The sequence below is a fragment of the Microbacterium gorillae genome, from assembly GCF_000826185.2.
GTDB lineage: Bacteria > Actinomycetota > Actinomycetes > Actinomycetales > Microbacteriaceae > Microbacterium > Microbacterium gorillae.
The window spans coordinates 559537-580086 of the sequence record NZ_LN648875.1 but is presented as its reverse complement, the minus strand read 5'-3'; the positions used below and the strand labels follow the sequence as shown (position 1 = coordinate 580086).

Genomic DNA, 20550 nt, shown 5'->3' with positions numbered 1-20550 from the left:
AAGAAGGACGATCTGATGTCGAAGACGACAGGACTTCTCACCGAAACGGCGAGCATGCGCGCGCCGGGCAACCAGAGCAAGCGCTCCTCGATCGCGGGCTTCGTCGGTTCCGCACTCGAGTACTACGACATGTACATCTACGCGTCCGCGTCGGCGCTGGTGTTCTCCCGCATCTTCTTCCCGGACAGCGGCGCGACCGGACTGCTGTACTCGCTCGGCCTGTACGGCGTCGCCTACCTCGCGCGCCCTCTCGGCGGCATCCTGGCCGGACACCTCGGCGACAAGTTCGGTCGCCGCAACATCATGATCCTGACCCTGCTGGTGATGGGAATCTCGACGTTCCTCATCGGCTGCCTGCCCACGTTCAACGCCGTCGGCGTGCTGGCGCCGACCCTGCTGGTGCTCATGCGCCTGTGCCAGGGGCTTTCGGTCGGCGGCGAGCTGTCCGGCGCTTCCTCGCTGACCCTGGAGCACGCCCCGCAGAACAAGCGCGCGCTGTACACCTCCTGGGCCATCAACGGGATCTGGGTCGGTTACATCCTCGCCACGCTCGCCTTCATCGGGGTCGCAGCGCTGCCCGATGACCAGCTGCTCTCCTGGGGCTGGCGCGTGCCGTTCTGGCTGAGCGCGCTGATCCTCATCGTCGGCCTGATCATCCGTCGCACCGTGCGCGACCCGGAGGCGTTCGTGGAGGAGAAGGAGTCCGGCCACGTCGCCAAGCTCCCCCTCGCTCAGGTGTTCAAGCACCAGCCGTGGGACGTCATCCGCGTGATCTTCGCCGCCTTCCTCGTCGTGATCTCCACCACCGTTCCGGTGTACGGCCTGACCTACGCGACCAACGTCGTCGGCATCCCGTCCGGCCACATGCTGTGGGCCGTCATCGCCGGCTACGTCGTCGCGCTGGTCACGCAGCCCCTGGCGGCATCGCTCAGCGACAGGATCGGCCGGAAGCCCGTGCTGATCGGTGGCAATCTCTTCGGGGCGGCAGCGGTGTGGCTGTTCTTCTACGCCGTCGGTCAGGCGAACATCTGGCTGATCTTCGTCGGCATGATCCTGTGCATCTCGATCGGTTTCGCCGCCACCAACTCGGTCTACCCGGCGTACTTCTCCGAGTTGTTCAGCACCCGCTACCGCGTGTCCGGCATGGCGGTCGGACTGCAGCTCGGCCTCGTGCTGACCGGCTTCTCGCCCGTCATCATCCAGGCGATCTCCTCCGCCAACGGCAACGCCTGGTGGCCGGCGGCGCTGTTCACCTCCATCGCCTGCGTGATCTCCGCGATCGCGGTCGCGACCGGACGTGAGACCTACAAGACGCCGCTCGACGAACTGGGGGTCAAGTGATGACGACGCGTGAGACGGACCTGCTGGTCCTCGGCAGCGGCATCGCCGGCCAGACCGCCGCGACCGCCGCGGCCGAAGCGGGGCTTGATGTCATCCTCGCCGAGAAGACGGCGACGCTCGGCGGCTCGACCGTGATGAGTGGCGGCTGGTTCGCCTTCAGCGGCACGGACGAGCAGGCCGCCCAGGGCGAGCAGGACTCGGCGGAGGACTTCCGCCGCGACCTCTGGGAAGTCGGTTCGCACCGCAGTGACCCGGCACTGCTGGATGCGTACATCGAGCACCAGGACGAGGCGTACCGGTGGTTGAAGGACCACGGTGTGCAGTTCCGGGAGATCGAGATCAGCTCCGGTCAGTCCGCCAAGCGCAGCCACAACTCGGCGATCATCGACGTGATGGCCGAACTGCACCGGCAGTTCGAAGCCGCCGGGGGAACGACGCTGCGCGAGCACCGCGCCGTGAAGCTGCTGACGGACGCCGACGGGGCCGTCACGGGGGCGCGTCTGCAGTCCCCGGACGGAGAGGTCGACGTGATCGCCCGGCACGGCGTGGTCCTGGCCACCGGCGGATTCTCGCGTGGAACCGAGCTGCTCGGCATCTTCGCGCCCGAACAGCTCGCCGCGATCCCGTTCGGCGGTCGGGGCAACACCGGCGACGGCCTGCGCATGGCCTGGCGTCTGGGCGCCGACATGGCGGACATGTCCGCCGTCAGCGGCACCTACGGATCACACCCGGACACCGGGGACGTGCACGAGCTGCTCACCGCGTACTACATGGGCGCCATCGTCGTGAACCGTGCCGGCAAGCGATTCATGGACGAGTCGCAGGACTACAAGACGCTTGGTCGTGCGGTCCTGGATGAGCAGGACGGTCTCGGCGTGCAGATCTTCGACGCCACCGTGCGGGCGAAGTCCCACCCCGGCATTCCGCTGAAGGACATGGACATGATCGAGGGACTCGGTCACATCCACCACGCGGACACGTTGGCCGAGCTGGCCGAGCTCGTCGGTGTGGACGCGGACGCGCTCGTGGCGACGGTGGAGCGGTACAACCGCGTCGCGACCGACGGCGTCGCGGACGAGGTCGGCCGCGAGAGCCTGTGCAACGGCGTGGGCGAGCTCACCCCGATCGTGCAGGCGCCGTTCTACGCCTACCCGGCGAAGTCCCTGATGACGACCACGTACGCGGGTGTGAAGACCACGCCCGAGGCACAGGTCGTGAACGTCGACGGTGAGGTCATCGACGGGCTGTACGCCATCGGTGAGGTCGTCGGCGGATTCCACGGTGCGGCCTACATGACCGGCTCGTCGCTCGGCAAGGGGGCCGTGTTCGGCCTGCAGGTCGCCCGGAACACCGCCGGCCGCGCGAAGGCATCCGCATGACGCTCACGTTCGACGTCATCGTGGTCGGGTCGGGCATCGGCGGGTCCTCCGCCGCGGCCACCGCGGCCCGGTCGGGCGCCCGCGTGGCGCTGCTGGAGAAGTCCGACACGTTCGGCGGATCGGCGGCGCTGTCGGCCGGCATGCTCTGGACGGCTCCGGACCTGGACGCGTACAACCGTCGCATCCCGCTCGGAAACCCGGTGCTGGGCCGGCGTCTGGTCGAGGACTTCGCGGACGCCATCGAGGAGGTCCGCGCCACGGGTGCGCGCGTCGCGGATGAGCCGACGACCGACATCATGACCTACGGCATCGGCTACTCCACCGACATCCACGCGATCCTGGCCGCATGTCGGGACACCGTGACGGATGCCGGCGGCATGGTCGTCGCCGGGGCTCCCGTCCGGGAACTGATCGTCGAGGACGGTGCCGTCGTGGGCGTGATCGCGGCGACCGCGGACGGGCCACAGGAGTTCCGCGCGCCGTCCGTCGTGCTGGCATCGGGCGGCTTCGGGCGCGACCCGGAACTGCTGACGCGCTACGTCGGCCCGCAGGCGGATCGCCTGCTGGCGCGCTCGCACGTCGGCAACGTCGGGGACGGACTGCGCCTCGCGCGTGCCGCCGGCGCCGGGGGCAGCCGCAGCATGGCCTCGTTCTACGGGCACCTGGTGCCGTGGCCGCTGGCGGCGTTCGAGCCGGAGCACTATCTGCCGTACTCGCAGTACTACTCCGGATCCACGGTGTTCGTGAACCTGGCCGGTGAGCGGTTCGTGGATGAGACGCTGGGCGATGAGATCATCAACCAGGCCCTGGTTCCGCAGCCCGAGGCGCGCGGCGTCCTGATCTTCGACGAGCACGTGCACCTGACCGAGGCGCGGCAGGAGCCGTTCCCGGGCCTCGGGGCGACGGACCGCTTCGAGACCGCGAAGGAGGTCGGGGGCCTCTGGGCCAGCGCCGACACCCTCGACGAGCTCGTGCCGCAGATCGCCGCGTGGGGTGTGGACGGGGTCGCACTGACTCGGACGCTGGAGGCCTACGCAGACGCAGCGGAGACCGGTGGTTCCGCGCTCGGCGTCCCCGTCTCGGTGGGCGCACGCGCGCCGCAGACCGGACCGTTCCACGCGATCATGGTGCAGCCCTCGATCACGTTCACCTTCGGTGGCGTGCCGATCTCCACGGACGGTGAAGCTCTGGACCCGGACGGACGCGCGATCCCCGGGCTGTACGCGGCGGGTGCCGACATCGGCGGCCTGTCCAACATCGGCTATGCGGGTGGACTTGCGCCCGCCTACATCACGGGTCGATGGGCCGGTCGCGCTGCGGCCGCCCGCGCCCTCGACGGAAAGACACGAGCATGAGCAACACCAGTGACGTCCTGGTCATCGGCGGCGGCGGATCGGGCCTGGTGGCCGCGATCTCCGCGGCCACCAGCGGCGCGACCGTGACCGTGCTGGAGAAGTGCGACAAGCCCGGTGGCAGCACCGGCATGTCCGTCGGCAGCTTCACGGCCGCCAACACCGCCTACCAGTACCGGGCCGGCGTGAACGACTCGATCGAGCTGTTCATCGCGGACATGAAGACGGCCAACGGCGCCGACGAGGCGCGCGAGAACGTCGAGCTGCGTCGCGTGCTCGCCGAGAACGCCGGCACGACGCTGGAGTGGCTCTCCAGCATCGGCGTGCAGTTCCTCGGTCCGACGCCGGAACCGCCGTACGAGAAGCCGCGCATGCACAACGTGCTGCCGAACTCGGGCGCCTACATCACCGCGCTCCTGCGCGAGGCGCGCAAGCGCGACGTGACCATCGTCACCGGCGCCCGCGTGGAGCGCCTGCTGCGCAACGCGGACGGCGAGATCATCGGGGCGCGTGTCGCGGGTCGGGAGTACCTCGGACGCCGGGCCGTCGTGCTGGCGACCGGCGACTACTCCGCCGCCACGGACATGAAGGCCGCGTACGTCGGTGAGGACGCCGCACGCGTGCCGGCGGTCAACGTCAACAACACCGGTGACGGCTTCCGCCTGGGCAGCGACGTCGGCGGCGTGATGCTGCAGATGGATCGCCTGTACGAGGGTCTGCGCTTCCCGCCCGGAAAGTTCCCGGACCCGATCAAGCTGCTGCCGAACCACCCGGCGATCTCGCGCATGATCCGCCTCGTCGCGGAGAAGCTCCCGCCGCGGCTGCTCGGTGTGCTGATGCGCGGTGCGCTGACCAGCTGGGTCGGCCCCAACAACACCATGTACGCCGCCGGGGCGATCCTCGTCAACGAGCGCGGTCGCCGGGTCGCGAACGAGGACTCCGACAAGCTGCTCGCCCGCGGTGTGGCCGCGGACAGCAACAAGGGCTACATGGTCTTCGACGGAGCACTGGCGCAGAAATTCTCCGCCTGGCCGAACCCTGTCTCGACCTTCCCCGGCGTCGCGTACGCGTACGTGCAGGACTACGCGCGCTACCGCCCGGACATGTTCTACAAGGCCGACACGATCGCGGAGCTCGCCGAGAAGGCCGGAATCGACGCGGCGGGGCTCGCCGAGACCGTCCGCACGGCTCGGGCGAACCACGCCGCGGGCGAGGACGCGGAGTTCGGCCGGACGAAGTTCGGTTCCGGGATCGGCGAGGGTCCGTTCTACGCCCTCGGCCCGATGCAGTCGTACATCACCCTCGCGGACGGCGGACTCGCGGTGGACACCACGCTGCGCGTCACGACGCCCGCGGGCGAGACGGTTCCGGGACTGTACGCGGCCGGGTCCACCGGCCAGGGTGGCCTGCAGCTGCTGAACCACGGTCTGCACATCGGCTGGGCCATGGTCTCCGGTCGGATCGCCGGACGCAACGCGGCGCACGCCGCCCCGCGCACGGATCTGACGCCGGTCGGGGAGAAGGGCTCGGTCCTCGGCACGCCCGTGGCCGACCTCACGTTCATCCCCTGAACCCGACGTCCGTACGCCTCGGGCCCGACAGCACCGCTGCCGGGCCCGAGGCGTCTGTCGCCAGCGACCGTCGCGATGTTCCGTCTCGCCGGCGCTCGCTGATCGAGGATGCCGTCAGCGGGGATCGAGGACGTAGCGGTCGCGGGCGGCGAAGACGCCGATGACGATCTGGGCCAGCATCGTGACCACGAGGATCAGCAGAGACGCGGTCCACCCACCGGTCGCGGTGTGCAGCACGCCGAACAGCAGCGGCCCGATCGCGGCGATGGCGTAGCCGACGGACTGCGACATCCCGGACAGCGCTGAGGCGGCCCGATGGTCGCGGGCGCGCTCGGCCATGAGGGTCAGCGAGATGCCCAACGAGGACCCGGAGAACAGCCCGAGTGGGATGACCCAGAAGCCCACGGCAGCGGGCGCGACGATCAGCCCGACGATCCCGATCAATCCGACCACCGGAGTCAGCGCGGGCGTCAGGCGGGCACCGCGCCCGCGCATCAGGAGAGCGATCCCGAGCGCGCCGATGAGCGAGACCAGCTGGAACACGGAGACGTCGAGCCCCGCGACCGTGGCGCTGCGTCCGGTCGACGCCGACACCGCCGCGAGCCAGGTCACCAGCACGTAGAAGACGGTGGACTGCACGCCCATGTAGCCGGCCACGGCCCAGGCGGTCGGATCGCGCCAGATGCCGGCGAGTCCGCCGGCCGCCGTCCCTCCGGCGCGGTGCGCACGCATCTCGCGTCGGCTGACCAGGCCCCACGCGATGATCGCGATCGGAACGAGCCCGCCGCCGATCAGCAGGAGCGAGAGCCGCCAGTCGGAGCCGCCGCCGACCCCGGACAAGGGCACGGCGAGCCCGGAGCCCACGGCACCGGACGCGCCGAGCAGGGCCGAGTAGACGCCCATCATCAGCGGGACGCGGGTGGGGAAGTCCCTCTTGATGACGGCGGGCAGAAGGACGTTGCCGATCGCCAGCGCGACACCGATGAACCCGGTGCCGATCCACAGCCAGAGGCTCGAACCGGGAATCGAGCGCAGGACGCACCCCACCGCCAGCACGATCAGCGCCGCCAGCACGGCACCGCCGAGGCCGAGGCGGCGGCCCAGACCGTGCGTCAACGGTGACACGACGGTCCAGATCAACAGGATCACCGTTGACAGCGCGCCGAGCACCGCCAGCGGGATCCCCGTGTCAGCGGACATCGCCGGGATCAGGGGACCGACGGCGGTGATCGCGGGACGCATCACCGTGGCGACGAGGCACAGCGCGACCACCGCGGCGATCGCGGCCGCGGGGGATCGCCGGGAGGGTGTGGTCATGCTCCGATCCTGCCCCAACTGATCAGACGGCGGTGAAGTGGTGCGCGATCTTGATCGCCGATGCGGCCGCGGAGGCGAAGTACGCCAGCACGGCGGCGGCGTCCGCGGGTCGCGCGGAGGTGGCAGCGACGGCGCCGGAGAAGACGGTGTCGATCGCGCAGTCAGCCGGCATCACGCCGAGGATGCGCACGCCGGGCTGGCCGACGAGCTCGCTGAGCTGCTGGAATCCGAGGTCCACGTCCCCGCTCGCGAGTGACGCCGCGACGGGCACGCCGGCACGGGCCTGGACGAGGCGATCGCCGATCTCCGCGGTGAGCCCCCAGTCCTCGACCATGCGGACCAGAGCGGTGCCGCTCGGGCCGGTGGAATAACCGATGCGCTCGGTGGCGCGCAGTGCGTCCCGGAGCGCGGCCGCGTCGGGGAACGCGGGGCCGTCCGGGGCGGCCGCGGGTTCGTCCGTTCCGGACGGAACGGCGACGGCGACCGGGGAGAGCACGAGCGGCGTCACCGTGGCGGGGTCGATGTGACCGGCGTCCGCGAGGCGCTTCAGGGCTCCGGAGGCGAGCAGCACGAGGTCGAACGGTTCGCCGCCGCTGACGCGCTCCTCGGCCGTGACGCCGCCGACGGACTCGATGTCGACGCTGGGAAGCCCGGCCGCGACGGAGGCGTCCGCGAGGTCACCGAGCACGTGGCGTGTGGCCATCGACGAGATGCCCCTCATGCCGCGTCCTCGAACGTCTCGGCGTCGACCTCGTCGGCCTGACCGGCGTTGTAGCGCGGACCGGTGACCGTGCGGGTGTCGATGAGCGCGCCGGCGCGCTCCAGCAGTGCCGGGTCGATCACGAGATCGACGGCCGCGAGGTTCTCGTGCAGGTGGGTGATCGAGGTCGTACCGGGGATCGGCACGACGTGATCGCCACGGGAGAGCAACCAGGCCAGAGCGAGCTGCGCGGGCGTGGCGCCGGCCTCGGCGGCCAGGGCTCGCCAGGCCGGGAGAAGGTCGGCGTTCGCCGGCCAGTTCTCCGCCTGGAAACGCGGCATGTGGCGACGGATGTCCTTCGGTGCGAACTCCTCCGGGTCACCGACGCCGTCGGCGAGAAAACCGCGGGCGACGGGGGAGAAGGCGACGAGAGCGACGCCGGACTCACGCGTGGCCTGCACCATGCGGAGTTCCGGATTGCGGGTCCACAGCGAGTACTCGTTCTGGACGGCCGCGATCGGCGCGACCGCCTGCGCCTCGTGCAGGCGGTCGACGGAGACCTCGCTGAGGCCGATCGCGCCGATCTTGCCGGCCGTGACCATGTCGGCCAGGGCCCCGACGCTGTCGCCGATCGGCACCGTCTTGTCCCAGCGGTGCAGGTAGTACAGGTCGATGTGATCGACGCCGAGGCGGCCGAGCGACGCGTCCACCTGGGCACGAAGCGTCTCCGGACGACCGTCGATCGTCTTCACGCCGTCCACCGGCGCCATGCCGCCCTTGCTGGCCAGGATGACCCGGTCGCGGCGGCCGCGGAGGGCGCGACCGACGAGTTCCTCGTTGCGTCCGGCGCCGTACAGCGTCGCGGTGTCGAGCATCCCCACACCGGCCTCGAGTGCGGCATCGAGCACCGCCAGGCCCTCGTCGACGGACGGCGGGGTGCCGTAGGCGTGGCTCAGGTTCATGCAGCCCAGGCCGATGCGGGGGAAGTTCACGCGAGCTGCTCCTGCAGTGCGCCGAGCACCCGGTAGCAGTCGATGACCTGACGGATGGACGAGTTCGGCTCGCGACCCTCGCGGATCGCCGCGATGAACTCGCGGTCCTGCAGCTCGATGCCGTTGGTGCTCACCGCGACATCGGACACGTCGATGGGCTCCTCGCGGCCGTTGACGAGGTCGTCGTAGCGCGCGATGTACGTCTCGGTGTCACCGATGTAGCGGAAGAACGTGCCGAACGGACCGTTGTTGTTGAACGACAGCGACAGCGTGCAGATCGCGCCGGTCTCGCTCTTGAGCTGGATGGACATGTCCATCGCGATGCCGAGGTCCGGGTTGATCGGTCCCTGGATGGCGTTGGCCTGCACGATCTTGCCGGCCTGGTAGGCGAACAGGTCGACCGTGTGGGCGGCGTGGTGCCAGAGCAGGTGGTCGGTCCAGGATCGCGCCTCACCCTTCGCGTTCGTGTTCGTCCGGCGGAAGAAGTACGTCTGCACGTCCATCTGCTGCACGTGGAACTCGTCCGCCGCCACGAGATTGTGGATGTACTGGTGGGACGGGTTGAAGCGGCGGGTGTGCCCGACCATCGCGACCCGGTCTGAGGCCTCGGCGGCCGCCAGGGTCGCCTCCGCCTCCGCGAGCGAATCCGCGAGCGGGATCTCGACCTGGACGTGCTTGCCGGCGGCGAGGACCGCGCGGGTCTGCTCCGCGTGCTGCTGCGTCGGGGTGGCGAGGATGACCGCGTCCACGTCGTCGCGCTCGAGGACGGCGTCCAGTCCCACGACCGCGGTCGCGATGCCGTACTCATCGGCGAGGGCCTGGATCTTCTCCTGCTTGGTGCCGGCGACGACCGTCACCTCGGCGTCCTCGATGTTCGCCAGGCCGTCCAGGTGCTTGCGTCCGAAGGCGCCGGTGGCGCCGACGACGGCAACGCGGATCTTGTCGCTCATGCGTGTCCTTCTCAGTCGTTCGTTCAGGCTCGTTCAGGCGGTGACGGGCTGGGCCGACGCTTCGGTCGGGGCCTCGGCCTCGCCCGGCGCCTCGTCCTGCTCCGTGACGCCGACGGGGTTGCTGATCACGAGGTGACCGACCGCCGTGTTGGATGCGGGCACGTGGTAGAACCGGTGGTCGACCTCGGGCGCGCCGCCCCCGAACTGATCATCCATCGCGCCGCGGGCGATCAGCCAGTCCACCAGCTCGATTCCCTCCGAACCGGCCTCGTCGACGTACTCCATGTGCGGCCACTCGGTGAGGCCCAGCGGGTCGGCGATCAGGTGGTCCAGGAACGCGTTGTCCCACTCCTCGTTGATCAGGCCGGCGCGCGGACCCTGCAGCTGGTGGCTCATGCCACCGGTGCCCCAGATCTGCACGTTCAGCTCCGGACCGTCCCACTTGTCCAGCGCACGACGCAGGGCCTTGCCCAGCTCGTAGCAGCGGCGACCGGACGGCACCGGGTACTGCACGACGTTGACGGCCAGCGGGATCACCTTGACCGGCCACTCGGGGACGTCCCCGTAGACCAGCGACAGCGGCACGGTCAGTCCGTGGTCCACGACCATCTCGTTGACCAGCGTCAGGTCGAAGTCGTCCTGGATGATCGACTGCGCGAGGTGTGCGGCGAACTCCGGGTAGCCCTGCACGTCCGGCACCGGACGGGGGCCGTAACCCTCGTCGGCGACCGGGTAGGACGCACCCGTGCCGAGCACGAACGTCGGGACGATGGACGCGTCGAACGCGGTCGCGTGGTCGTTGTAGACCAGGATCACGACGTCGGGGGTGTTCTCCTTGGCCCATTTGCGGGTCCAGGTGTACCCGTCGAAGACCTTCTTCCAGTACGGCTCCTCGGTCTTGCCGAGGTCCATCGCCGCACCGATCGCGGGCACGTGCGAGGTGAACACCGCGGAGGTGAACTTCGCCGGCGCGTCCTCACGCATGACCTCGGACTTCTCATTCGACGGCGGGGTCCAGCCGTCCAGGTCCTTCAGCCGGTTGCCTTCCGGGCGACGTCCGCCGCCGAGCATCATGTCGCGGTACGCGGCCTCGCTCATGCCGGTCATGGAACCGGCCATCTGCTGGAAGCTCAGGCCGTGCGTGGCACCGATCTTGGAGAGGAAGTAGATGTTGCCACCCTCTTCCATCATCGCGTTCAGGTCCATGTCCAGGACGGCCTGGCGCGCCTTGGGCGTGAGGTCCCAGTCGTCGAGGTACGCCGGGGTGTCGGCCAGGAAGCGCTCGCGGTTCTCCGGCTTCATCAGCGACATGGACAGCTGGTTGAGCTGGTAGCCCTTCCGGGCCTGCTCGGCGTCGAAGATGATCGTGCCGGGGACGTTCTTGTACGGCTTGTCGAGTGCCATTTCAGGCTCCTTCGTTCCAGTAAAGACGGGTGGGGTTCTCGACCAGGAGCTTGTGCTGCAGCTCGGGGGTGGTCGCGATCCGGGGGATGTAGTCGACCAGCAGCCCGTCGTCAGGCATGTGGTCCTTGAGGTTGGGGTGGGGCCAGTCGGTTCCCCACAGCACGCGGTCGGGGAACTCCTCGACCACGCGACGGGCGAACGGCACGACGTCGTCGTACGCCTGCTGTTCGCCGTCGAGGGCGCGCGGACCGGTGACGCTCAGGCGCTCCGGGCAGGAGACCTTGGTCCACACGTTGGGGTTCTCGCGCATGAAGCGCAGGAACAGCTCGAACTCCGGGCCGTTCGGGTCCTTCGTGACATCCGGACGACCCATGTGGTCGACCACGACGTCGGTCGGGATGGCGGAGAAGAAGTCGTAGAGGTCCGGCAGGTCCTCGGCCTCGAAGTAGATCACCACGTGCCAGCCGAGTGGGGCGATCTTCGCCACGATCTCCTCGAGCGAGTCGGTGGGGACGCGGTCGACGAGGCGCTTGACGAAGTTGAACCGGACGCCGCGCACGCCGGCGGCGTGCAGCTCGGCCAGCTGCTCGTCGGTCACGTCACGGCGGACCGTGGCGACTCCGCGGGCACGGCCGTCGGCGCGCTGCAGCGCGTCCACGAGTGCGCGGTTGTCGGCGCCGTGGCACGTGGCCTGGACGATGACGTTCCGCTCGAAGCCGAGCTTGTCGCGCAGGGCGAACAGCTCGTCCGCCGAGGCGTCGCAGGGCGTGTACTTGCGCTCGGGGGCGTAGGGGAACTCCGCGCCCGGACCGAACACGTGGCAGTGCGCGTCCACTGCGCCCGCCGGCAGGCGGAACGTCGGGGTGGACGGACCGTCGTACCAGTCCAGCCAGCCGGGGGTCTTCTCGAACGGACCCGTGGTCTCTCCGTGTGCCATGTTCAGTCCTCGATGTATTCCAGGCCGGCGGCCTTCAGCGGCTCGCGCATTCCGTAGATGTCCAGGCCGAGAACGCCGTTCGCGAACTTCTCGCGCTTGGCCTCCTCGTTGTCGGTGCGCTTCTGCGCGGCGTCCGCGACGGCACCGGCGAGGGCGGCCGGGACGATCACGACGCCGTCGACGTCGGCGACGACGACATCACCCGGGTTGACCAGGGCGTTGGCGACGACGACGGGGATGTTCACCGATCCGAGCGTGGCCTTCACGGTGCCTTTGGAGTTGATCGCACGGGAGAAGACCGGGAAGCCCATCTTCTCCAGGTCTTCGACGTCGCGGACGCCACCGTCGATGACCAGGCCACGGCAGCCGCGGGAGGCGAGGGAGGTGGCCAGCAGGTCACCGAAGAAGCCGTCCTCGCTCTCGGTGGTGCAGCCGGCGATCACGACGTCGCCGTCCTGGACCTGCTCGGCGGCGACGTGGAACATCCAGTTGTCGCCCGGCTGCAGGAGCACGGTGACGGCGGTGCCGCAGAGCTTCGCCCCGTTCCACGCCGGACGAATGTAGGGGCGCAGCAGGCCGACGCGGCCCATCGCCTCGTGGATCGTCGCGACGCCGAACTTCGCGAGGCGGTCGACGTCCTCGCGGTTCGCGCGGGTGATGGTGGTGTGGACCTCACCGAGGTTGTTGAGCTTCATGTTCGGTCCTTTCAGAGGCCGCGGGCGGTGAGGGCCCGGTCCAGGCGCGGGTAGACACGACGGGCGTTGCCCTCGAAGACCTGCGCGCGCTGGTCGTCGGTGAGGTTCGGAGTGGCGTCGACGTACCGCTTGGTGTCGTCGAAGTAGTGGCCGGTGCGTGGGTCGATGTCGCGGACGGCGCCGATCATCTCACTGGCGAACAGGATGTTGTCGGTCGGGATGACCTCGGTCAGCAGGTTGATGCCGGGCTGGTGGTAGACGCAGGTGTCGAAGAAGACGTTCTTCATCAGGTGGTCCTCGAGCTCCGGCTTGCCCAGGGCCATCGCGAGTCCGCGGAAGCGACCCCAGTGGTAGGGGACCGCGCCGCCGCCGTGGGGGATGACGAACTTCAGGTCCGGGAAGTCGCGGAACAGATCGCCCTTGAGCAGCTGCATGAACGCGGTCGTGTCCGCGCCGAGGTAGTGGTCACCGGTGGTGTGGAACTGCGGCTTGCAGGACGTGGAGACGTGGATCATCGCGGGGAGTTCGTACTCGACGAGCTTCTCGTAGAGCGGGTACCAGCTCTTGTCCGTCAGCAGCGGGCCGTTCCACAGGCCACCGGACGGGTCCGGGTTGATGTTCACGGTGACGACGCCGAGGTCGTTCACCGCGCGGTCGAGCTCCGCGAGCACGGTCTTCTGGTCGACACCGGGCGACTGGGGGAGCATCGCACCGGGGAGGAACCGGTCCGGGAACAGCTCACTGACGCGGGCGACGAGGTCGTTGCAGATGCGCGCCCAGGTCTCGCTGACGGCGAAGTCGCCGATGTGGTGGGCCATGAAGGAGGCGCGCGGGCTGAAGACGGTGAGGTCGGATCCGCGGTCGTTCATCAGGCGGAGCTGGTTCGCCTCGATGGTCTCGCGGATGTCGTCGTCACTGATGTGCAGGTCGGCCGGGTTCGGAGCTTCGCCCTTGCCGTCGGCGAAGGCGATCTGCAGATCGCGCCAGGCGCCGAGCTGTGCGGGGGCGGTCGTGTAGTGGCCGTGGATGTCGATGATCAACGCGTGTCGTCCTTGTCACTCAGTCAGGCGTGTCCGTGGGTCAGGCTCGTCCCTCAGAGCCGGGGCGAGAGCGCCCGTCCCACCGTGAGGCGGCTCTGCCGTCGGATCGAATCTACGTCCGGACCTCTATATAGTCCAATAGATGTACGTTGCGCTGACCATAGAGAGGATCGATGGGACATGCTCGCGGATCTGAACCAGTTGCGGACCTTCGTGGTGCTGTACGAACTGCGCTCCGTGACGGCCACCGCCGAGCGTCTGCACGTGACGCAGCCGACCGTCAGTTATACGCTGCGTCGGCTGCGGGAGCGGTTCGGCGATGACCTCTTCCGCCGCGAGGGACACGACATGGTCCCGACCGCGAAGGCGACCCAGCTCTTCGGTCCGCTGCACGAGGCGTTGGCGCGGATCGACGAGACCGTGAGCGGGACGGACGAGTTCGAGCCGTCCGGCTTCAGCGGCGAACTGGCGCTCGGACTCACCTCGATCGGTGAGCAGACGTTCCTGCCGCCGATCATGGCGGCGCTCGCGCGGGAGGCGTCGAGCCCGCACCTGCAGGTGCAGCGTCTGGACTCGGATCAGGTCGAGGACGGGCTCATCCGCGGCGTCATCGACCTGGCCATGACGGTGTCCGATCTGGCGACGCCGCGGTTGTGGCGCGCCGAAGTCCGGGCTGTGGAGTACGTCGCGCTGTCCTCCGGCGTGCACCCCCTGCCGCCGACGAGCGAGGACATGTTCACCGGCCGCCATTTCGTCCGCGTCTCCGCGCGCGGCGGCCACGTGTTCCCGTTGCAGGCGCTCGCGGAGCACGATCTGATGTCGCAGGTGTCGCTCACGGTCGAGGAGTATGCGACGGTGCCTGCCGTGCTGGAGGCGACGGACCTCGTGGTTCTGCTGCCGCGCCACGTTGCGGAAGTGTTCCGCGGCTGGTTCCCGGCGCTGCGCATCGCGGACCTGCCGTGGCCCGCGCGCAGCGCCCCGGTCTCGCTGTACACCCGGCGCGAGGCGGGCCTCACCGCCGCGCAGCGCTGGTTCCGTTCCGTCGTGTTCGACGCCGTCGCGACGGACGAATATCGGCGGGGCTAGCTGTTGCCTCCGGCGTGCGTGGCTCTCGGTTCTGAGGTGGCTGGGTTTCCTGCGGCTTAAGACGATGGGCGGACGGGTGGCTTCCGTTGCCGGCTCACGTTGCCGAGGGTGGTCGGTTTTCTTGCGGCTTAAGACGATGGAGAGAGCGGCCGGGTTTCGTCGTTTTCTCACGTTTCCGAGGGCGCTCGAAACGACCCGCGGATGGGCGGATGTCGGCGGCTTGGGCCTCCAATTCGAGGCTCGATGGAAGACGTACTGCACTCCCGAAAGTAGATGCGGAAAACACTACTGAACTGGCCTTTCCACCCGTTCCATGGGGGTACCGGGCGGTAGAATCGGGGGTATGGAAACCTCGATGGAGCAGGCCCGGGACGTGATGGCGGAAGCCACCGCGACCGTGACCGCCCTGCTCCAGGGGAACCACCTCACGACCGCGTCGCGGACCGAACTGTTGGACTTCGCGATCGCGGCCGGGGCCCTGCTCCGCACCGCCCAGGCCGCGCTGATTCTCACGACGGCGGAGGCCGAGGAACGCTCCGCCGGGGCGGGCCTGGACCGGTTCGATGTGTCCTGTGGGTGTCGGAACGTGAACGAGCTCATGCAACGCACCACCGGCGCCGCCCCCACCACGGTGAAGAACTGGTCCCGGCTCGGGAAACTCGTCCGGGAAGATCTCGGGATGACCGGGGACCGCCGGCCGGCCCGGTTCCCGGCCCTGCGGGACGCACTGCTGTCCGGGAGGATCGGGGCTGACGGGCTCGCCGCCGCTACCGGAGCGCTCGACGCGATCCGGGACCGGGTCCCGGCCGACCACCTCGCCCTGGCCGATCAGGCTCTCGCCGAGGTCACCGCAACGGGCGAGGGCGAGGAGATCGTCCTGCGGGACGAGGTCGGGGAGTTCGGGGACTGGGGTGCCCTGATCCCGGACGCGAACCCCGTGACCGCACAACGCCGGGTGCCGGTGATGACCGACACACTCCGGGTGCACGCCGGGGCGTGGGCGACCGCGCTGGATCAAGACGGCGCCGAACCCCAGGACGAACGCGCCCGCCGCCTGCGGGGCCTGTACTTCGGTACCGCCCAGGACGGGCTCGTCCCCATCCGAGGCCGGCTCCTACCGGACGTCGCGGCGCAGTTGCAGACCCTCATCGACGCGATCAACAACCCGCACGGGAAAGAGAAGGGTGTCCGGTTCCGGGAATCCCACGAGCCGGCGTTGAGCGATGACCGCACCATCGGGCAACGCGCCCACGACGCCCTCGCCACCGCCCTCACCATCGCCGCATCCTCCGACGTCCCCATCATCGGCGGCGCCGCCCCCACCCTCGTCGTCCACGTCACCGAAGAATCCCTCGCCTCCGGCACCGGGTGGGCGCATGTCACGGGTGCCGACGCGACCGGCACCAACGTCCCCGTCCCGATCACCGTCGCGAACCACACCGCCTGCGTGGGGGCCGTACAACGCGTCATCACCGGGACGAATGGACGCGTGTTGGCGACGACGATCACGGACCGGATCTTCAACGCCACCCAGCGTCGGGCGATCATCGCCCGGGATCACACATGCATCATTCCGGGATGCCACACCCCGGCCCGCTGGTGCGAGTTCCACCACGTCACCGAATGGAAAGACGGCGGCCCGACCAGCATCGACAACGGGGTCCTGCTGTGCTGGAACCACCACCGCTACATCAACACCAACGGCTGGCACATCCGCATCAAAAACGGGGCACCCGAAGTCCAAGCCCCCGACTGGTACGACCACACCCAAACCCCCCGGATCCCCGCACGCACATGACCCCCGGCGGAGAACTCCGCCCACCGTCCGCCATCCACCTCACGGGGTTCGTCCCGCTCCGCCAGCTCAACCACCAGAGGAAGCGGCGACGCGTGGACGCCACGCGGCAGGGTCAGTCGGGTCTCTTCTTGTTCCAGGAGGCTTTCGCGGGGGCGAAGGGGGAGCGGACGTGAATCGCCCACGTGGAGTGCGGGTGGATGCGCAGCAACGCGGTCTCGTAGAAGGCGACCGCCTCCTCCGAGAGCTTCGGCAGGATCGCGTCGTGGTCGACCTCGTCCTCGGGACGCGGACGCAGGGCCTTCCACACCAGCTGCACCTCGGGAGCGCCGGTCGGGATGCCGTCGACGTCCAGGACGGCGCGGTCCCACGGCAGCTGCAGGCGCGGGTCCCGGCGGTAGAGCCAGGCCCGGTCGATGCCGTCCTCGACGTTCACCTGCAGCGCCCAGGCGTCGGCGTTCTCGTCGTAGAGCCGGACCGGATGCAGCTCGCTGTCCTGGTCGGCATCGGCCCACGCGACCAGCGAATCGTTCGCGGCGACCCAGGCGGACAGGTGCGGCGGCAGGTCCGCAACGAGCTGGGGGAGGTCCTTCCCGGTGGTGCTGACATCGGTGTTGGGCCGCGGCCGGATCGCCTCGCCCAGCCAGTGGTCCATCGCCACGCCGCCGGACAGCCACCACCGCGCGGTCGTACCGCTGAGCAGCGTGGCAACCTCCCGCGGGGAGGGCGTCAACCAGGGCGAGTCAGCGGTGGGGGAGGGCATGCACTGAGGCTACCCGAGCGGCTCGATACCGGGCCGCAGGGCGTCGCCCGACGCGGAAGACCTGCGCGGCTCACTCGTCCGGCGTGAAGATGTCCTCGATGGATCGGTCGAACGCGCGGGCGATCGTGAACGCCAGGGCGAGTGAGGGGTCGTAGCGCCCGGTCTCCAGAGCGTTCACCGTCTGTCGCGAGACTCCGAGTCGGTCGGCGAGCGCGCCCTGCGAGAGTCCGGCTTCCCCGCGCAGTTCGCGCAGCACGTTCTTCATCAGGCGTGCGCCTCGCGGGACTGCAGCACGACCCGCGCGATGAGCCACGTGAGCATGCCGATGCCGTAGATCCACCAGCCGACGCCCGGCACGGTGATGCCGGTGAAGCCGAGGAATCCGATGACCACGGCGGCGAGCATCGTAACCACGAAAGCGATCGCGAGCGACCGGCTCGTCATCTGCATCTCGTACTCGTCCGACCGGGCGACGTAGCGGACGAGCATCACCGCCGTCGCGAGGATCGGGAGGATCGGCGCGAGAACCCAGATGAGGCGCCAGGGGCTGGTGCCGTCCCAGTCTCCCCAGATCAGTGCGGCCCCGAGGATCAGGAGGTACACGAGGAAGGCGGCGAAGAACTGCGTCAGGAAGCGCCGCGTGCGACGGCGCTCCACCGGACCGGGTGTGGTGTCAAGTGAGCTTGTCATGCCCTCAGCATGCCCGGCCCGTTCGCGCATGTCAAGCGTCCTTTACATTGGGCGGACGGCTGTGGCCAGGTCGGTGTGTGCGAAGCGGAAGCCGGCGGCCTCGAGGCGCTCGGGCAGGACCCAGCGGGACTTCAGGACGAGCTCGGTCTCGGTGCGCAGCATGATCGCACCCAGCTCGCTCATCCACCGTGGCATCGGCACGCCCACTCGGGCGCCCACTCCGCGACGGACCAGCCGCATGAACTCGTGGTTGACGGACGGCGTGGGCGTCGCGATGTTCACCGGACCAGAGGGGTCGTCGTGCTCCTCGAGGAAGTCGATCGCCCGCGCCACGTCCTCGATCCGGACCCAGCTCAGGTGCTGCTCGCCTCGGCGTGAACCGGGGCGGTGCGCGGTTCCGGCGGCGACCCGCCCTCTCGGCGACGGCCACCACCCGTCATGGTTCGCGCCGCCGAGCCCCACGCGGGCGAGCCGCTGCAGCATCGGCAGGACGCCGCCACCCGAGCCGAGGACGATCGCCGTCCGCAGCGCGACTCGGCGGGTGCCGGGGAGGTCCCGCGCGAACAGGGCCCGCTCCCACGCTCGCGCGATGTCGACGGAGAAGCCGGTGCCGAGTTCACCGGTGGACTCCGTCTGCGGCCGGTCCATCGCGTGCCGGTAGATCGTGGCGGTGGACGAGTTCAGCCAGACGGGCGGGGGCGCGTCGGCGGCGGCGATCGCGTCCGCCAGGGCAGCCGTCGTCTCGATGCGCGAGCGCAGGATCTCGGCGCGATTCGCCGGGGTGTACCGGCAGCTCACGCTCTTGCCGGCCAGACCGATCACCAGGTCTGCGCCGTCCACCGCGCGCGCGATGCCGGCGGCGTCGTCCCAGTGCAGATCCGCTCGGCCGCGCCCGATCGTGACGACCTCGCGTCCGGCCGCCCGGTAGCGCGGGACGAGGAAGGAGCCGATCAGGCCGCTCGCGCCGCCGATCACAACACGTCCGGAACGAGCGGTCATGGGGTGTCCTTTCGACCATTTCTGAACATGTTCAGTTCTAGCACGGGCCTCTGTGAAAAGGAAACGGGGCCTCGCCCGCAGGCGAGACCCCGTTGTGCCGGAGGCGCTGGATCAGGCGACGCCGAAGGCCGCCTCGATCGGCCCGCGAGCGAAGTACAGCACGAAGCCGAAGGCCACGACCCACAGCAGCGGGTGGATCGTCTTCGCCTTTCCGGAGAACGCGTTCACGATCACCCACGTGACGAAGCCCGCACCGATGCCGTTGGCGATCGAGTACGTCATCGGCATCACGGTGACGGTCATGAACACGGGCAGCAGCACGCGGAAGTCACTGAAGTCGATGTTCTTGATCTGCGAGAGCATCATGGCGCCGACGAGGACCAGGGCGGCGGAGGCCACCGCGCCGGGCACCAGCGAGGTCAGCGGCGTGAAGAACATCGCCAGCAGGAACAGCACACCGGTGACCGAGGTCGCCAGGCCCGTCCGTGCACCCTCACCGATACCGGCGCTGGACTCCACGAACACCGTCGCCGAGGACGAGGACGTGCCACCACCGACGATGGCGCCGACGCCCTCGACCACCAGCGCGGACTTGATCCGCGGGAAGTCGCCCTTCTCGTCGGCCAGGTTCGCTTCCTTCGCCAGGCCCGTCATGGTGCCCATGGCGTCGAAGAAGTTCGAGAACACGAGGGTGAAGACGATCATCACGAGCGCGACGATGCTGACCTTGCCGAGGTCGAAGCCGAAGTTGACGGCACCGATCAGGCTGAGGTCGGGCAGGCCCACGATCGAGCCGGAGAAGGAGAACAGCCCGGACGGCCAGATCAGGTTCGCGATCGCGGCGATGACGGTGCCGCCGACGAGCGCGATGAGGATCGCGCCCTTCACGCGAAGGGCGATGAGGATGCCGCCGGCGAGGATCGTCACGACGAACAGGATGGTCGCGAGCGTGGTGACGGAGCCGCCGACACCCAGGCCGACCGGCGGCGAGTCGTTGTGGGTGGAGGTGACGAAGCCGGCGTTGACGAAGCCGATGAACGCGATGAACAGTCCGATACCGACCGTGATCGCGATCTTCAGCTGCACCGGGACGGCGTCGAAGATCATCTTCCGCAGCCCGGTGGCGGCCAGGAGCACGATGACGACACCGTTGATGACGACGAGGGCCATCGCCTCGGGCCAGGTGACCTGACCGACGACGGAGAAGGCCAGGAAGGCGTTGATACCGAGGCCGGCGGCGAACGCGAACGGCAGGCGGGTGATGATGCCGAACAGCAGCGTCATGACACCGGCCGTGAGAGCGGTGGCGGCTGCGACGGCACCGTGCGGCAGCACGTTGCCGGCGACGTCCTCGGTGCTGAGGATGAGGGGGTTCAGGATGACGATGTAGGCCATCGTCACGAACGTGACGATGCCACCGCGCACCTCCGTCCCGATGCTCGATCCTCGTTCGGTGATGTGGAAGAAACGGTCCAGTGCGGACGTGGACTGAGCGGGCGCTGACGTGGCCACGGGGCTCCTCGGGCGTATACGGGGTGG

19 protein-coding genes are annotated in these 20550 nt (G+C 69.2%); 6 read left to right on the top strand and 13 right to left on the bottom strand.

Going from position 1 to position 20550, the window contains the following annotated elements; genetic code table 11:
• The first annotated feature begins 15 nt into the window (after positions 1–15).
• Genes BN1193_RS12230 through BN1193_RS12215 form a run of 4 tightly spaced genes read left to right on the top strand, consistent with a single transcriptional unit; the run spans position 16 to position 5643 of the window.
• A complete protein-coding gene (locus BN1193_RS12230) occupies positions 16–1341 on the top strand; it encodes an MFS transporter (RefSeq protein ID WP_052460712.1) in 1326 nt (441 codons plus the stop codon).
• Positions 1341–2720, top strand: coding sequence for an FAD-dependent oxidoreductase (locus BN1193_RS12225; protein ID WP_040166684.1), 1380 nt, complete (start codon positions 1341–1343; stop codon positions 2718–2720). Before BN1193_RS12230 ends, BN1193_RS12225 begins: the two co-directional genes overlap by 1 nt.
• A complete protein-coding gene (locus tag BN1193_RS12220) occupies positions 2717–4075 on the top strand; it encodes an FAD-dependent oxidoreductase (protein WP_052460711.1) in 1359 nt (452 codons plus the stop codon). The genes BN1193_RS12225 and BN1193_RS12220 overlap by 4 nt, the downstream gene beginning before the upstream one ends.
• Positions 4072–5643 carry an FAD-dependent oxidoreductase gene (locus BN1193_RS12215; protein ID WP_052460710.1) on the top strand — a complete coding sequence of 524 codons (1572 nt, stop codon included), beginning with the start codon at positions 4072–4074 and terminating at the stop codon, positions 5641–5643. The genes BN1193_RS12220 and BN1193_RS12215 overlap by 4 nt, the downstream gene beginning before the upstream one ends.
• 114 nt (positions 5644–5757) lie before the next feature.
• Here BN1193_RS12215 and BN1193_RS12210 read toward each other — a convergent pair whose 3' ends face one another.
• From BN1193_RS12210 to BN1193_RS12175, 8 genes are read right to left on the bottom strand one after another with little or no spacing between them, the layout of a single operon-like run.
• Positions 5758–6960: an MFS transporter gene (locus tag BN1193_RS12210; RefSeq protein WP_094770469.1), complete on the bottom strand. Its 1203-nt coding sequence runs from the start codon at positions 6958–6960 to the stop codon at positions 5758–5760.
• A gap of 22 nt (positions 6961–6982) precedes the next feature.
• Positions 6983–7681 (bottom strand): substrate-binding domain-containing protein, encoded by a 699-nt coding sequence (locus BN1193_RS12205; RefSeq protein ID WP_040166682.1) that lies wholly within the window; start codon positions 7679–7681, stop codon positions 6983–6985.
• Positions 7678–8652, bottom strand: coding sequence for an aldo/keto reductase (locus BN1193_RS12200; protein ID WP_040166681.1), 975 nt, complete (start codon positions 8650–8652; stop codon positions 7678–7680). The genes BN1193_RS12205 and BN1193_RS12200 overlap by 4 nt, the downstream gene beginning before the upstream one ends.
• The gene (locus BN1193_RS12195) at positions 8649–9602 is read right to left on the bottom strand and encodes a Gfo/Idh/MocA family oxidoreductase (RefSeq protein WP_230206495.1); all 954 of its coding nucleotides are present in this window, start codon (positions 9600–9602) and stop codon (positions 8649–8651) included. Before BN1193_RS12195 ends, BN1193_RS12200 begins: the two co-directional genes overlap by 4 nt.
• Before the next feature lie 33 nt (positions 9603–9635).
• On the bottom strand, positions 9636–11006 hold the full coding sequence (locus BN1193_RS12190; RefSeq protein WP_230206494.1) for a protocatechuate 4,5-dioxygenase subunit alpha/beta: 1371 nt from the start codon (positions 11004–11006) through the stop codon (positions 9636–9638).
• 1 nt (position 11007) lies between these two features.
• On the bottom strand, positions 11008–11943 hold the full coding sequence (locus tag BN1193_RS12185; RefSeq protein WP_040166679.1) for an amidohydrolase family protein: 936 nt from the start codon (positions 11941–11943) through the stop codon (positions 11008–11010).
• Between the two features lie 2 nt (positions 11944–11945).
• Entirely contained in the window at positions 11946–12638 is a 693-nt protein-coding gene (ligK, locus tag BN1193_RS12180; RefSeq protein WP_040166676.1) for a 4-carboxy-4-hydroxy-2-oxoadipate aldolase/oxaloacetate decarboxylase, read from the bottom strand.
• Between the two features lie 11 nt (positions 12639–12649).
• Entirely contained in the window at positions 12650–13678 is a 1029-nt protein-coding gene (locus BN1193_RS12175; RefSeq protein WP_040166674.1) for an amidohydrolase family protein, read from the bottom strand.
• Positions 13679–13858: 180 nt separating this feature from the next.
• Between BN1193_RS12175 and BN1193_RS12170 the strand changes: the two genes are divergently transcribed.
• Positions 13859–14764 carry a LysR family transcriptional regulator gene (locus tag BN1193_RS12170; RefSeq protein WP_040166673.1) on the top strand — a complete coding sequence of 302 codons (906 nt, stop codon included), beginning with the start codon at positions 13859–13861 and terminating at the stop codon, positions 14762–14764.
• A gap of 343 nt (positions 14765–15107) precedes the next feature.
• The gene (locus tag BN1193_RS12165) at positions 15108–16562 is read left to right on the top strand and encodes an HNH endonuclease signature motif containing protein (RefSeq protein WP_195907858.1); all 1455 of its coding nucleotides are present in this window, start codon (positions 15108–15110) and stop codon (positions 16560–16562) included.
• Positions 16563–16674: 112 nt separating this feature from the next.
• Here BN1193_RS12165 and BN1193_RS12160 read toward each other — a convergent pair whose 3' ends face one another.
• The 5 genes from BN1193_RS12160 to BN1193_RS12140 all read right to left on the bottom strand — a co-directional run bounded on the left by BN1193_RS12160 (position 16675) and on the right by BN1193_RS12140 (position 20523).
• Positions 16675–17322 (bottom strand): nucleotidyltransferase domain-containing protein, encoded by a 648-nt coding sequence (locus BN1193_RS12160; RefSeq protein WP_040166672.1) that lies wholly within the window; start codon positions 17320–17322, stop codon positions 16675–16677.
• Positions 17323–17392: 70 nt separating this feature from the next.
• On the bottom strand, positions 17393–17587 hold the full coding sequence (locus tag BN1193_RS12155; protein ID WP_040166670.1) for a helix-turn-helix transcriptional regulator: 195 nt from the start codon (positions 17585–17587) through the stop codon (positions 17393–17395).
• Entirely contained in the window at positions 17587–18012 is a 426-nt protein-coding gene (locus BN1193_RS12150; protein WP_141396683.1) for a hypothetical protein, read from the bottom strand. The genes BN1193_RS12155 and BN1193_RS12150 overlap by 1 nt, the downstream gene beginning before the upstream one ends.
• Before the next feature lie 42 nt (positions 18013–18054).
• On the bottom strand, positions 18055–19011 hold the full coding sequence (locus tag BN1193_RS12145; protein WP_040166666.1) for an epimerase: 957 nt from the start codon (positions 19009–19011) through the stop codon (positions 18055–18057).
• 111 nt (positions 19012–19122) lie between these two features.
• Positions 19123–20523, bottom strand: a complete 1401-nt coding sequence (locus BN1193_RS12140; RefSeq protein WP_230206493.1) for an NCS2 family permease — start codon at positions 20521–20523, stop codon at positions 19123–19125.
• Positions 20524–20550: the final 27 nt, after the last annotated feature.